Genomic DNA, 14,031 nt, shown 5'->3' with positions numbered 1-14,031 from the left:
TTTAGGAGTCAGAGTCCGAGCAGGTCGCCCAGCCAACCGAATGCATCAGTCGCTGCAGCACTGCCGTCATCGAGTAGGGGCAGTTCCGCGCCGGCCAACGGTGGGGTCACCACCACCGAACCCTTGCCATCCCAGCCCGAACCCAACAGGGCACCGACGGTCTGACCCCAGGCCTGCCAAGCGGCGATCGGACCGATCCCCGCACTGTTGAGATCGAGGGTCCCCAGCACCGGCACGCCGCTGAATTCGATACCCACACTTTGGAAGATCGACCCGCCGTCCGCGGGCACCGAGGCGGCGACCTCGCCGCCGGGGCCCAGCACCTGGTACGGACCCACCGCGACAGCACCCGGCGACAGCAGGCCGCCGAAGGCGAAATCCAGGTGATCCATGTTCATCCCAGCCGGGAAATAGCCCGACGAGTTGATCATCGGCAGCAGAGCATCCAGGTTCAAAGTGGCGCCGTTGAAGAACGCACCACCCATGTTGACCAGGATGTCGAACGGATTGTCACCGTCGGTGATGCCGTTCAGCAGCGCGATCCAGGGGCTGATGCCCGGGCCGATCATGCCCATCAACACCGCACTGGCCGGCGAGCCCAAGTAGTCGATGATCGGCATGATCGAGTCTTTGTCCACATCCGCGGGGATGTAGCCGGCGACCTGGCCGAACATCAACGCATGCGTACCGTCCATGGTGTGGTTGAGCACGGTGGAGTGCGTCGCGTCGGTTTCGTTCTGCAGCGCCCAGCCGGAGATCACCGCGTTCAGATGCAGCTGAATCTGCTCATTGATCTCGTTGGTCGAACCTGCTGGGTCGTTGGCCAACTGGTCCCAGTAGCTCATCTGGTTGGCCCAGAACTGCTGCATACCCACCCCGGGAGCCAGGTACCAGTTGTTCAACATCGCCGTCACATTCGCCGACGCGGCATTGAGCACGTCATCCCACGCGCTGGTCAGCGCCACCACCGGGGACTGGACATCACGCAGCGCGGGCAACGGCGCAGACACCGGGGTGATAGCGACGAGACTGGCCCCGACCAGTGCCACACCAGCGGTGGCATAGGGGCGAATGGTGGCGTACAAGGGAACTCCTTTGGTCATGTGACGCTCAGCAATCGGAAACCTAGCTGGACAACGCCTTAACGTCACTGACTAAGAGTCGTTATAGCCAAACCTTTACGCGGAGACCGCTTTACGGCGAACCTTTGCTAACGGACTATCGGCAGGTAGAGACTGCCATCCATTGCCGAACAGCGAACCTCCAAGCGGGCGAAAGTATTTGAATTTGACACTACTGGCGAGTAAGCGCTGGAACAGGTTCCTTAGACGACAAGATAGGATTCGCTCAGAAGCGACCGAGGAATCTACTGCCTTTCGGCAAGGGCCGAGTTGGTTCGCTTGAGGCGCGCCAAGCGATGTATGCCGCACGGTCGACTCCGGGCGTCAGCTGCCGAGAGACCTACTCACGCCGGCCGTTGGAGCCTTCCAGCGGCGCACTAATCCGGCGGCAGCCATCACCCAGGGCGATCAACTGCTGGCGGGTCATCTGATCCAAGTAGTGCTTCCGAATCCCGTTGGCATAGGTCGTGGTCGCCGCCTCGGCTCGCGTGCGACCCTCGCGGGTAATGCTGGCCCGCACGCCCCGTCGGTCGATCGGGCTGGGGTCTCGACGCACCAACCCCTGGGATTCGAGCCGCCGAATCTGCCAGGTCACTCGACTAGGTATCAGCATGAACGCCTCAGCCAAGTCGCTCATCCGAGCCGACCCCTTGTCGGATTTGGCGAGGAGATCCAACACCAGAAAGTCGAAGAGGGCGAGCCCATGCCACTCCTTGAGCAGATCGCTCAACTTATCCAGAAGTCGTGAGGCCTGGAAGAACGCGTGCCAGCAGCCCTTCTCGGCGTCATTGAGTCCCGTCACCTGGCACATCTGCGAATCGGGCACCATCTCCTCGGGCACGGCTGGCGCTCCTAACAGACCCGGCCGTCGGGCGATTTCAGGGCAGCGCTGATTCGTCGGCAGTTCTCCTCGATGGTGACAGCTTGCCGACATGACAACTGGCTCAAGAAATGACGCCGCAAGCCGTATACGTAACTCGCCGTGGCGCCCTCGACCAAGCTGCGGCCATCGTCAGTGATGTGCAGCGTGACCGCGCGCTTACCCGCTGGGCTCACCGAGCGATGGACCAACCCGCGTTCCTCGAGATTCCGAATTCGCTTCGCCAGCTGACTAGCCGTCGGATCGAGGAGGTCGGTAAGTTCGCGCATCCGCGCGTAGCCGGAAGGCGAACTGATCAAGACATCCAGTATCTGTATGTCGACCAGAGTGAGTCGGTGAGTGTCGGTCAAGTGCCGGTCCAGCGTCGGCCACAACCGAATGGCGGCGTCCAGGAAGTTCTGCCACGACTGTCGTTCTGCTATGTCCAGCCCCGGCAAATCACTGGCGGTCCGAGGACGCAGAGGGCGAGGCATTTGCGTGATAGTAGGCGACACGGCCAATGCGGGGATGGCTTTGGTCGGTGCGTCGCAGGGTCCTGCCGACTTCTCCGAACCTGGCGGGGGCCACGCCAGTGATCAAGCAATGAATTCCCAGGTCACCAGCACGGTCATGGCGGTCGCTCTGACGATGTCGCGGTCTCAAATATTTCAAGCGGTAACTACCCGTGGGTAACCAGTTCGCTTCTCTCCCATGCAGAACCACGCCGCCCGAATCCAGCAAACTGTGGAAACCCTGTGAACCACAATGCGACTGGGTGGCACCGGTGCTAGATCGGTCAGCTGGTCACTGGTGAACGACGTCGCCTTCGACGACCGCGACTGCCGCTGAACTCCGGCGTACCGCGCGCACCGGCCGGGCGGCTGCGGACTTGAGAGGCAAGCTGATCCGCCGGCACGCATCACCGAGAGCGATCGCCTGCCGGCGCGACATCGGGTTCAAGTAATATCGGCGAATCTCCCTGGCGTAGAACGCAAGTGCCGGCCCCAGCCGGACCCGGCCGTGCAGCGTGATGGTGACGACGACGCGTCGCCGATCGCCCTCACCGGGCGCACGACGCACCAGCCCCTCGGACTCCAGACGGGTGATCTGCTGAGATATCCGGCTGGGCTGCAGTGCAACCGCCTGACCCAACACGCTCAGGGGCGCGGATCCGCCCGGGGATTTGGCGATCAGATCCAGCAGCAGAATGTCGATGAGGCCGAGCTGGATCGCCTCGACCAAACGCTCGTTCAATACCGGGAACAGCGTCGCCGACGACGCCATGAACTGGTGCCAGCAACGCTTCCCAGCGTCGTCGACCCCGGGCAGATAACAGGTGGGCGCCTCCGGAAAGGCTTGGGCATCAAGGCGAACCGGAACGGGCGGACCAGGTCCGACTAGTGCACGCCGCAGTTCGGAAAGCCGAAGGCCCTCGCCGATGCGCCAGCAGTTCTCCGCAACGGTGCTGACCTGGCGAGTCGACAGCGATCCGAGTAGGTGGGTCGAGACAGCCTTCGCGTAACTGATGATCGCCTGGTCGACTCTCGCGCGGCCGGCGTCGGTGAGCAGCGCGACCACCCCGCGTTTGTCCTGCGGATCAGGCTCGCGGCGTACCAGCCCGCGCTCCCCCAGACGGTCGATCCGGTTCGTCATCTGACGCCGCGTCGCGCCCAGCAGGCCGGCCAGATCACCCATCCGAGCAGATCCGTCGGAGGACTTGACCAGCATGTCGAGCACCCGCAAGTCGATCACCGACAGTTGATGCTCAGCGTTGAGCGCCCGGTTCAGGGCTGCGTCGAATCGCAGCACGGCTTCCAAATAGTGTTGCCATGCTTGACGTTCGGCGAGATCCAAGCCGGGTAAATCACTCCCCGTCCGGCGGCGATCGTGGCGCTGCACAGCGTCATGCTAAGCGACACACTTAGGGTTCCTCAGCGTTTTCGGCCGCGTCGGGCCGGTAGTAGCGTGTCCGGCATGCGTGCCATCGTCGTTGAATCCCCCGAAGTCCTCGCATGGCGAGAGGTCCCCGATCTTCAACCCGCCCCGGGCGAGGTGCTGATTCGGGTGGCCGCGGCCGGGGTGAACCGGGCCGATCTGCTGCAGGCCGCGGGCTTGTATCCGCCCCCACCCGGGGCGAGCGACACCCTCGGCCTCGAGGTCTCCGGCGTCATCGCCGCGGTGGGTGACGAAGTGTCGGGTTGGACAACCGGGCAACAGGTTTGCGCGTTGTTGGCCGGGGGGGGCTACGCCGAGTACGTCGCGGTTCCCGCACCCCAGGTGCTGCCGATTCCGGCCGGGGTGGACCTGGCCGATGCCGCCGGCCTACCGGAGGTGGCGTGCACCGTCTGGTCGAACCTGGTGCTGACGGCGGGGTTGTCCGAGGGCCAGCTGCTGCTGGTGCACGGCGGAGCGAGCGGCGTGGGCAGCCATGCCATTCAGGTGGCGCGCCAACTGGGCGCCTGGGTGGCCGTAACCGCCGGATCAGCCGCCAAATTGGAGTTCTGCCGTGAACTGGGTGCCGAGATCACCGTCAACTATCGCGACGAGGACTTCGTGGAGCGGGTCCGCGAGGCCGGCGGCGCCGACGTGATCCTGGACATCATGGGGGCGGCCTACCTGGACCGCAACGTCGATGCGCTGGCCAACGACGGACGGCTGGTGGTCATCGGGATGCAGGGCGGAGTCAAGGGCGAGCTGAACCTGGGCAAGCTGATCTCCAAACGCGCCCGGGTGATCGGGACCGCCTTGCGCGGTCGGCCGGTGGAGGGGCCGCACAGCAAGGGCGCGGTTGTTGCCGCGGTGACCACCGAGCTCTGGCCCATGCTCGGCGACGGCCGGGTCAAGCCGGTGATCGGCGCGCGGTTGCCTATCGAACAGGCCGCCGAAGCGCATCGGCTGCTGTCCTCGGGTGAGGTGACGGGAAAGGTTGTGCTGACCGTCTAGGTGCCTGCCGAGGGTGCACAGATTGCCGGTTTTTGCGGTGTGTCGGCGTGCAAACACGCACGCTCGCCCCGGGGGGCTCGACGTAGCATCATTGTCGATACCGATTGTCTACGGATTCCCAGGAGGCACTTGTAATGATTACTCAAGCCAGCTCGGCCACAACGGATTCGGGTGCGCTATGAGTATGCCGCGGGAACGGGTCGGCCTGAGTGACTACCTCCTGAGTGTTCCGGCGCCGCCGCTACCGATCCTCGCCGATCCGTACAGTGTCCGTTTCGCTGACCAGCCCGGCGACGCCGAGATGATCTCGGAATGGATGAACCGGCCGCATCTGGCCGAAACCTGGGGCTACGCCTATCCACCCGACGAATGGCGTCGTCACCTGCAAACCCAGTTCGACGGTGCCTACTCACGCCCGTACATCTGGCTCCTCCACGGCGAGCCCCTCGGATATATGGAGCTGTTCCGGGTGGCAAAAGACGACCTGGCAACGGTGTATGACGCCCTTCCCTACGATGTGGGCTTGCACGGAGCCATGGCCGACGCCGCCGCGGTCGAGAAGGGCCACGGCAAGAACATCTTTGGCCCCTTGGTGTCCAGCATCTTCGCGGCCGAACCGGAATGCCGACGGATCATCGGAGACACCAATGCCGGTGCGGGCTCGTACGGTCGCCGGTTCTGGGAGCGCCGCGGCGGGGTCTTCCTCGGCGAGCACTACATGGCCAAGTGGGATCAGAACATTGCCCTGTACGCCTGGCTGCGGACCCCGGAAGATATGCCGGGCTATCGCAAAGCGTAGGCGGAGCGGCGCAGAGGGGCGGTGACAGAACAGCTGTCGCCGCCCTTTTTGTTGGCGTGAGTTCGCTTGGCCCGCAACGTACGAATCCCCGGACCCGACACCGAAGTGTCGGACCGGGGATTCGTACGTCTACGCCCTGCCCAGGCTTCTGGCTACGGTGCGCCCGTGCCGCCGGCGCCACCGGCACCGCCCTGACCGATGGTGCCGCCGTTGGCCTTGCCGCCGTTGACACCGGCAGAACCCGACGAACCAGCGACACCGTCGCCGTTGGTACCGCCCGCACCACCCTTGCCACCGCTACCGCCGCTGCCGGCCCAGTTGGACTTGCTGGGCTTGGAGGCGCCGTTGACGCCGTTACCGCCCTTACCGCCCATCCCACCGGCACCGCCGTCAGCATTGGTGCCGTCGGTGTTGGCCCCGCCTTGGCCGCCGGTGCCACCCTGGCCACCGGTACCGCCGCTGCCTCCGGTACCGCCACCACCGGTGCCCTGACCGACGATGCCGTTGTAGCCGGCACCACCGGCGCCACCATTGCCGCCGACGCCTGCCTTACCGCCGACACCGCCCTGACCGCCCTGGCCGCCGCCGCCGTGTGCACCGGCCTGTCCGTCGCCCAGCGCAACACCACCGGCGCCGCCCTGACCGGCCGCGCCGCCGATACCGCCGTCGCCGCCCTGACCGCCGACGCCACCGGTACCACCGGTACGCCCGGGCAGACCCAGGGCGCCGGCACCGCCGGCACCACCGGTGCCGCCGTTACCACCGGTACCGCCGCCGCCGCCAACCCCGCCGTTGCCACCGAGGCCGCCCGCACCACCGTCACCGGTGACGGTGCCGCCGGCACCACCGACTCCACCGACGCCGCCCTTGCCACCGGCAAACCCGGTGGCACCCTTGGCGCCGTCGCCGCCGGAGCCGCCGGCCATCGAGTTACCGTTCGGGTCCTTGGGCTGGTTACCCGTGCCGCCGTTTGCGCCAACCGAGGTGTTGTTGCCGGCGATCCCACCGTTACCGGCGTTACCACCGGCGCCACCGGTGCCGTGCTGGCCGGCCGCACCACCGTTACCGCCATTACCGCCTGCGGCACCGGCGCCGTTGGCGGCGTTGGTACCGGAGGTTCCAGCGGCACCGTTGCCGCCGACACCGCCGGCACCGCCGTTGCCGTACTCGGCGGTGGAGTTACCGCCGGTACCGCCGTTGCCACCGACCTGCGCCAGGCCGCTGCCCAGCGTCGTGCCATTGCCGCCGTTACCGCCGGTGCCACCGGCGCCGACCGCGCCGTGGTTACCCGCGGCGCCGCTGTCGGCTTGGGTCACCCCGTCGCCACCGAGACCGCCGGCACCGGCCGCGCCGCCGGCTCCGTAGGTGCTGCTGCTGTTGCCGCCCTTACCGCCATTGCCGGCTGCGGCATTCGTTCCGCCACCCGCGCCGTCGCCACCGCGGCCGCCGACACCGGCGTTGCCGCCCTTGCCGCCGTTACCGCCATGGCCGCCCGAGCCGTCCGCACCGCTGTTGCCATCGGTCGCCGCACCGCCGGCACCACCTTGGCCACCGGCACCGCCGGCACCGCCCGCCCCGGCCGCGCCGGTGGCGTCACCACCGACCCCACCGTTGCCTCCGGTTCCGGCCGTGGCGTTGGTTCCCGCGGTGCCGTTGGCGGCGTTGCCGCCGACACCACCGTCACCACCGATACCACCGTGGCCACCGGCGCCGCCGTCACCGGAGATGGAGCCACCGGCACCGCCGACACCACCGTTGCCACCGGCCGTACCGGCCGTGCCGTCGGTGCCGTTGATGCCGCTGGTGCCTCCGGCCACACCGTTGGATCCAGCGCCGCCGTCACCGCCCTCGCCGCCGTGTCCAATCGTGCCTGCCGCACCGCCGGTACCGCCGTTACCGCCGGCCTGGCCGAGCGCGGCGTTACCGCCGTGGCCACCGTCACCGCCGTTGCCACCGAGCACCAGGCCGTCCTGGCCGTCGGCAGCAGCCGTGCCGTTGCCGCCGATGCCGCCGGTGCCACCTTGGCCCGCCGTTCCAGCGGTGCCGCCCTGGCCACCGTTGCCACCGGATCCAGCAATCGTGTCGCTGCCACCGCCGGCACCAGCGCCACCGTTACCACCGTTGGCTCCGTCGCCGGTGTTACCTCCGGCGCCGCCCTTGCCGCCGGCACCGGCAGCGCCGGTGTTGCCGTTGGTGGCCGAACCACCGGCTCCACCACTACCGCCGTTACCACCGGCTCCACCGTCACCGTTGGTGCTGGTGGCGTCGCCACCGTTGCCGCCGTTGGCGCCGCTGCCGGCCGTCGCATTGGTTCCGGTCGCACCGTTGTCGCCGGCACCGCCGTGGCCACCGACACCACCGGCGCCACCGGTACCACCGACACCACCGTTGCCGGCCTCAGCACCACCGGCACCACCCTCGCCGCCGCTACCGCCGTGGCCACCGGCCGAGCCGGCCGTGCCGTCGCCGTTCGAGTCGGTGAGGCCGTCGACACCGGCCGAGCCGACGCCGCCGTTACCGCCGGCGCCACCGGTGCCGATCACACCGGCACTACCGCCCTTACCGCCGGATCCACCGTCCTGAGCCGAACCGTCGCCCAGGGTCTGGCCGGCACCACCGTTACCGCCGGCGCCACCGTCACCGCCGGAGCCGTTGGTGCCGTCCTGGCCGTCGCCAGCCTGAGCGCCACCCTTACCGACGCCGCCGGCGCCACCCGCGCCGCCGAGGCCACGGTTACCGCCGTCACCGCCGACGCCACCGTTGCCGGCTGCGGCTTCGATACCGCCGCTGCCACCGTTGCCGCCCGCACCACCGTTACCGGCGTTGCCGGCGTTGCCGCCCGCGCCACCCACGCCGCCGGCGCCATTGGCGGTCTCGCCGCCCTGGCCACCGGCACCGCCGGAGCCCGCGTTACCGCCCAGGCCGCCGTTACCGCCAGTGTCGCCGGCCAAGCCGATGACACCGTCGCCACCGTTGCCGCCACTACCGCCGGTGCCGCCCGCGCCGCCTGCACCTGCAGCACCCGAGGTGGTGCCTCCGGCGCCACCGTTACCGCCGTGGCCACCGGTGCCACCATCGCCACCGAGAGTGCCGTTGCCGTCGATGTCGGTGCCGCCAGCCAAGCCGCTACCGCCATGGCCACCAGCACCGCCGGCGCCACCGGTACCGATCGCACCCGCCGCACCACCGTTGCCGCCGTAGCCACCGGCCTGGCCGGTCACACCGTCGGCGAGCATTGCGCCGTTGCCGCCGGCGCCACCGACACCACCGTTGCCGCCGCCGGCGACCACGCCGCCCGCACCGTCGGACCGGTAGGTGACACCGTCACCGTTCAGGCCGCCCTTACCGGCCGAACCACCCGTACCGCGGTCACCACCGGCGCCGCCGTTACCACCGTGCCCAGCAGTGTCGTCGGCGCCACCGCCGGCACCGTTACCACCGCGGCCACCGTCACCGGCCTGGCCGGAGGCGCCGCCGTTACCGCCGATACCACCGCTGCCGTTGAGCCCGGCGGTGCCGTTGGTGGCGCTACCGCCCTGACCGCCGCTGCCGCCCTGACCGCCGTTACCGCCCTGGCCGCCGTTACCGCCATCGGTGCCATCGCCGCCGTTGCCGCCGCTGCCCGCGGCGGCGTCGGCGCCCGCGAGACCTTGCACGCCCGCGCCGCCGGCACCACCGTTGCCGCCGGCACCGCCGACACCACCCTGGCCGCCGTTGCCGGAGATCGAGCCGCCCTTACCGCCGTTGCCCGCGCTACCACCGGCCGCACCGTTACCACCGGTTCCGCCGTTGGCCAGAGCAGTCGAGCCGGTCGCGCCCGCGGCGCCGGCACCGCCGTTACCGCCGGCACCGCCGTTACCCACGGGTCCGGCATTGCCACCGTCACCGCCCGCCCCACCAAGCTGCGCGGTGCCATCAGCGAGCAGCACGCCGGTACCGCCCTTGCCGCCTGCCCCGCCGTTGCCGCCGATAGCCGAGGCACCCGCATTGCCACTGGCCGCCTGGGTGGTGTGCCCGGCATTCCAGCCGCCCGTACCCGCCGTGCCCGCCGTGCCGCGGACGCCGCCGTTGCCACCGTCACCGCCGGAGCCGGCCACCGCACCACTGCCGCCACCGGCACCGTCGGCACCGCGACCACCGTTACCGGCGTTACCGGCATTACCGGCGTTCCCACCGGCGCCACCGGATCCGTCCGCACCGGCACTGCCGTGGCTGGAAGTACCGCCGGCGCCCCCGGTACCACCGGCGCCACCGTTACCACCGACACCACCGTTGCCGCCGTCGGTTCCGTCCGCGCCGGAGCCACCGCTGCCCGGGGTTATCACGGTGCCACTGACGCCGTTGGCGCCGTGGCCGGCGTTACCGCCGCCGCCACCTACGCCACCTTGGCCGCCGGCACCGCCGTTGCCGTCATTCGTTCCGCCGGCACCACCGACACCGCCCGCACCGCCGACGCCGCCGTGGGTGCCGTTGGTGCCGTTGCCGTCGCTCAGCGTGACGCCGTCTTCACCAGCCGCACCAGCACCACCGTTGCCGCCGGCACCACCGGTGCCCACCGAAGCCGCGTTACCGCCGTGCCCACCGGCACCGCCGCCCTGGCCCGTGTCACTGCCACTGATCAGACCCGAGCCGATGCCACCGTTGCCGCCGGCACCACCGTCGCTGCCGATACCGGACACGCCACCGCTGCCGTCCGCACCGTCGCCATTCGTGCCGGTGCCGCCGGCACCGGCCGTGCCCGCAGCGGCGCCGTCGGCGCCATCGCCACCCGCGCCGCCCGCGCCCGCGTTGGCCGCGCCGCCGCCACCGAGGCCCTTACCACCGGACCCGGCCGTGCCGGCGTTGCCACCGTCGCCGGCGTTACCGCCGACACCACCGGTGCCGGCGACAGCGTCACCGCCCTGGCCGCCGACACCACCCTGGCCACCAGCACCGGCGTTCCCACCGTTACCGCCCGCGGTGTCGGCCACTGTTGCGTCCGCGCCCGCGCCGCCGGCGCCACCGTTGCCGCCCTTACCGGCGTTGCCACCGGCGCCACCGTTGCCTGACGTGGCGCCACCGCTACCACCGGTGCCGCCGTTGCCACCGATGCCACCGACCGCACCCGCAGTGCCGTTGCCGTCGCCGCCGGTGATGCCGTCCACGGTCGCACCCACACCACCGGCACCGCCGGCACCGCCGTTGCCGGTCGTGGCCGCGTTACCGCCGGCGCCACCATGACCGCCGCCCTGGCCGACACCGCCGCTCAGACCCACGCCGGCGCCGCCCTGGCCACCGACGCCGCCGTCGCTGGCAATGCCGTCGGGGCGAGTGGAGCCATCCGCGCCGTTGGTGGTGCCGGTGCCGCCCAGGCCCACCTGGCCTGCTAGACCACCGTCGGCGCCGTTACCGCCGTGACCGCCGTTCCCGGCGTTCGCCGCACCGCCGCCGCCCAGGCCGGCGCCGCCGTTGCCCGCGACGCCGCCATTGCCGCCGATGCCGGCATTGCCGCCGGCGCCACCAGTGCCGTTGGTGGCCGTGCCGCCCAGGCCGCCATTACCGCCGCCGCCACCGGCCCCAGCGTTGCCGCCGTTGCCACCGTCCGTGTCGGCCACGGTGGCGTCCGCGCCCGCACCGCCGGCACCACCCTGGCCACCGACGCCGCCGAAGCCACCCGCACCGCCGTTACCCGAGGTGCTGCCGCCGGCACCACCCTGGCCACCGTCACCGCCGACTCCACCGACTGCACCGTCGGTGCCGTTCCCGTCGTTGCCGGTGCTGCCGTCTACCGTCGCGCCGGCTCCGCCGGTGCCACCCATTCCGCCGTTGCCGACTGCGGCGGCGTTACCACCCTGGCCGCCGTTGCCGCCGCCCTGACCGGTGTTGGTCCCGCTGATCAGGCCGTATCCGTCGCCTCCGCGACCGCCATCTGCACCGTCGGCCGCTACGCCGTCAGCGCCCACGGCGCCGTCCGCGCCCGCGTCGACCCCGGCGCCACCCACGCCGGCCTGACCGCCTGCGCCGCCGAGCGCGCCGTCACCGCCGTTGCCGCCGGCACCGGCGTTCGCACCGCCACCGCCGCCGCTGCCCTGACCACCGACGGCCGCGGTTCCCGCGTTGCCGCCGGTACCACCGGCGCCACCCTGGCCACCGGTGCCTTCGGCCGAGGTACCACCGGCACCACCGGTGCCGCCCGCGGCACCGGCACCGGCGCTACCACCGTTGCCGCCCGCCAGGTCCAACAGGTAGCCGTCGTCGGCTGCGCCACCGTTTCCACCGTTACCACCGGTGCCGCCGTTACCACCGGCACCACCGTTTCCGGAGCCCACGCCCGCGGCGCCGCCCGCACCACCGTTGCCACCTACGGCACCGGTACCACCCGTGGTCCCGTCGATGACCACCGTCGTTCCGTTGATGCCCGACGCGCCGTTTCCGCCGTCGCCGCCGACACCACCGTCGCCGCCGATACCGGCCGTACCACCGGTACCGCCGTTGCCGCCGGCCTGCGGCACATTTCCACCGAGCAGTTCACCGTCGCCACCGCGGCCGCCGGTACCACCGTGGCCGCCGCCGCCTTCGGCACCATTGGCACCCTGGTCCGCCTGGACACTGTTGTCCGCGTTCCAGCCGCCGGCACCACCGGCGCCGGCCTCGCCGCGGTTGCCTCCGGTACCGCCTTGTGCACCGGAGCCGGCCGTGGCGTTGTTGCCGCCACCCGCGCCGTCACCGCCGCGACCGCCGTTGCCGGCATTACCGGCCGCGCCACCGACACCACCCTGGCCGCCGTCGCCGTCCGTACCGGCGTTGCCCGCTGTCGCAGTGCCGCCGGCACCGCCCTGACCGCCGACACCACCGGCGCCACCATTGCCGCTGTCGCCGCCGCCGATACCAACCGTGCCGTCGCCGCCGCTGCCGGCCGTCGCATCGACACCGTCCTGGCCGTCGAGGCCGTGGCCACCGGCACCGCCGGTGCCACCGACGCCGCCCGCACCACCGGCGCCACCGTTGCCCGCGGTGCTACCGCCGGCACCACCGATGCCGCCCGCACCACCGGCGCCACCGACGACGCCGTCCGTGCCGTCACCGCTGATGTTCGTGTGTCCGGCCGTGCCGGTCGCGCCCTTACCGCCGACGCCGCCGTTACCGCCGTCACCGACCGCCCCGGCGTCGCCACCGTTGCCGCCCTGTCCACCGGTCTGCACGGTGCCGTCGCCCAGCAGCTCGCCGGCACCACCGTTACCGCCGTTGCCGCCGTTGCCGCCGGTGCCGTCTGCGCCCGTCGCGCCGGAGGCCGCGTGGTTAGCGCCACCGCTTGAGCCACCGGCACCACCGGCGCCACCGCTACCGATGGCACCACCGGCGCCACCCTTACCGCCGTTACCGGCCGCTGCCCCGGTACCGCCGCCGGCACCGTCACCGCCGTTACCACCGACACCGGTCGCGCCCGCGGCGCCGCCGTCACCGCCGATACCACCGACACCGTGCGCACCCGCGGTGCCGTGTGTGGAAGTACCGCCCGCGCCGCCGTCACCGCCGACGCCACCGACGCCACCGTTGCCGGCGGTGCTGTTCGCGTCGCCACCGTCGCCACCGTTGTCACCGCTACCGGCGGCCGCATTCAGACCCGCGGTGCCGTCATTGCCGGCGCCACCGACACCACCGGTGCCGCCGCGGCCACCGGCGCCACCGGCGCCACCGTTGCCGGCGTCGGAACCAGCGGCACCACCGGCGCCACCGACACCACCGGCGCCACCGGCCAGACCCGTGGTGCCATCACCGTTGGCATCGGTGTGCCCGGCCACGCCGACCGCACCGTCACCACCGGCGCCACCGGCGCCACCGTTGCCCAGCGAGCCAGCGTCACCACCACGACCACCGGCACCACCGGCACCACCGGCGATGACGGCGTCGGCGCCGTCACCACCCTGGCCACCGTTACCACCACCGGTCGCCGCCGCACCCGCAGCACCCGCCGTGCCACCAGGTGCCGCCGCACCACCGGCACCGGCCACACCCGCGTCACCACCACGGCCACCGGCACCACCATCGATGTGAGCGCCATCGCCGTCGGCGCCGGCGCCACCGTTACCACCGACACCGGCGTTACCACCGTCACCAGCAGTGCCACCAACACCGGCGACACCCGCCGACCCCAGCAGACCACCGGAACCAGCAGCACCACCACGACCGGCCGCACCACCGTTACCACCGTTGCCACCGTCACCGGCAGCGCCGCCGTCGGCGCCCGGAGCAGTGGCGTTGATGCCGTCGCCGCCATCGCCACCATTACCACCGTCGGCACCAGCACCGCCGGCACCACCCTTACCGCC

General features: G+C 70.9%; 7 protein-coding genes. 2 read left to right on the top strand and 5 right to left on the bottom strand.

The window, feature by feature from the left end:
• Positions 1-8: 8 nt before the first annotated feature.
• The 4 genes from gjpA to ACJH5R_RS20420 all read right to left on the bottom strand — a co-directional run bounded on the left by gjpA (position 9) and on the right by ACJH5R_RS20420 (position 3,789).
• Positions 9-1,103: an outer membrane porin GjpA gene (gene gjpA, locus ACJH5R_RS20435; RefSeq protein WP_406782717.1), complete on the bottom strand. Its 1,095-nt coding sequence runs from the start codon at positions 1,101-1,103 to the stop codon at positions 9-11.
• A 358-nt stretch (positions 1,104-1,461) separates the two neighbouring features.
• Positions 1,462-1,962 (bottom strand): MarR family winged helix-turn-helix transcriptional regulator, encoded by a 501-nt coding sequence (locus ACJH5R_RS20430; protein ID WP_406756752.1) that lies wholly within the window; start codon positions 1,960-1,962, stop codon positions 1,462-1,464.
• A gap of 11 nt (positions 1,963-1,973) precedes the next feature.
• Positions 1,974-2,474 carry a MarR family winged helix-turn-helix transcriptional regulator gene (locus tag ACJH5R_RS20425; RefSeq protein ID WP_406756751.1) on the bottom strand — a complete coding sequence of 167 codons (501 nt, stop codon included), beginning with the start codon at positions 2,472-2,474 and terminating at the stop codon, positions 1,974-1,976.
• Between the two features lie 310 nt (positions 2,475-2,784).
• Positions 2,785-3,789, bottom strand: a complete 1,005-nt coding sequence (locus tag ACJH5R_RS20420; protein ID WP_406782716.1) for a MarR family winged helix-turn-helix transcriptional regulator — start codon at positions 3,787-3,789, stop codon at positions 2,785-2,787.
• 165 nt (positions 3,790-3,954) lie between these two features.
• On the opposite strand from ACJH5R_RS20420, the gene ACJH5R_RS20415 reads away from it, so the two are divergent.
• Together ACJH5R_RS20415 and ACJH5R_RS20410 are read left to right on the top strand one after the other, a co-directional pair.
• Complete coding sequence (locus ACJH5R_RS20415) at positions 3,955-4,923, top strand: NAD(P)H-quinone oxidoreductase (RefSeq protein WP_406756749.1); 969 nt, start codon at positions 3,955-3,957, stop codon at positions 4,921-4,923.
• 184 nt (positions 4,924-5,107) lie between these two features.
• On the top strand, positions 5,108-5,722 hold the full coding sequence (locus ACJH5R_RS20410) for a GNAT family N-acetyltransferase (RefSeq protein ID WP_406756748.1): 615 nt from the start codon (positions 5,108-5,110) through the stop codon (positions 5,720-5,722).
• Between the two features lie 152 nt (positions 5,723-5,874).
• Here ACJH5R_RS20410 and ACJH5R_RS20405 read toward each other — a convergent pair whose 3' ends face one another.
• Positions 5,875-11,520, bottom strand: coding sequence for a PE family protein (locus tag ACJH5R_RS20405; RefSeq protein ID WP_406782812.1), 5,646 nt, complete (start codon positions 11,518-11,520; stop codon positions 5,875-5,877).
• Positions 11,521-14,031 lie beyond the last annotated feature (2,511 nt).

Origin of the sequence: Mycobacterium sp. SMC-19 (assembly GCF_045310815.1) — a bacterium.
Classification (GTDB): Bacteria; Actinomycetota; Actinomycetes; order Mycobacteriales; family Mycobacteriaceae; genus Mycobacterium.
The sequence above is the reverse complement of the archived record's forward strand: the minus strand, read 5'-3'. Positions and strand labels throughout refer to the sequence as shown.

Bases quoted from the DNA above. Each gene is read 5' to 3' on its own strand.
- gjpA (WP_406782717.1), bottom strand. From the start codon at position 1,103: ATGACCAAAGGAGTTCCCTTGTACGCCACCATTCGCCCCTATGCCACC.
- ACJH5R_RS20425 (WP_406756751.1), bottom strand. From the start codon at position 2,474: ATGCCTCGCCCTCTGCGTCCTCGGACCGCCAGTGATTTGCCGGGGCTG.
- ACJH5R_RS20415 (WP_406756749.1), top strand. From the start codon at position 3,955: ATGCGTGCCATCGTCGTTGAATCCCCCGAAGTCCTCGCATGGCGAGAG.
- ACJH5R_RS20410 (WP_406756748.1), top strand. From the start codon at position 5,108: ATGCCGCGGGAACGGGTCGGCCTGAGTGACTACCTCCTGAGTGTTCCG.
- ACJH5R_RS20405 (WP_406782812.1), bottom strand. From the start codon at position 11,520: ATGGGTGGCACCGGCGGAGCCGGCGCGACGGTAGACGGCAGCACCGGC.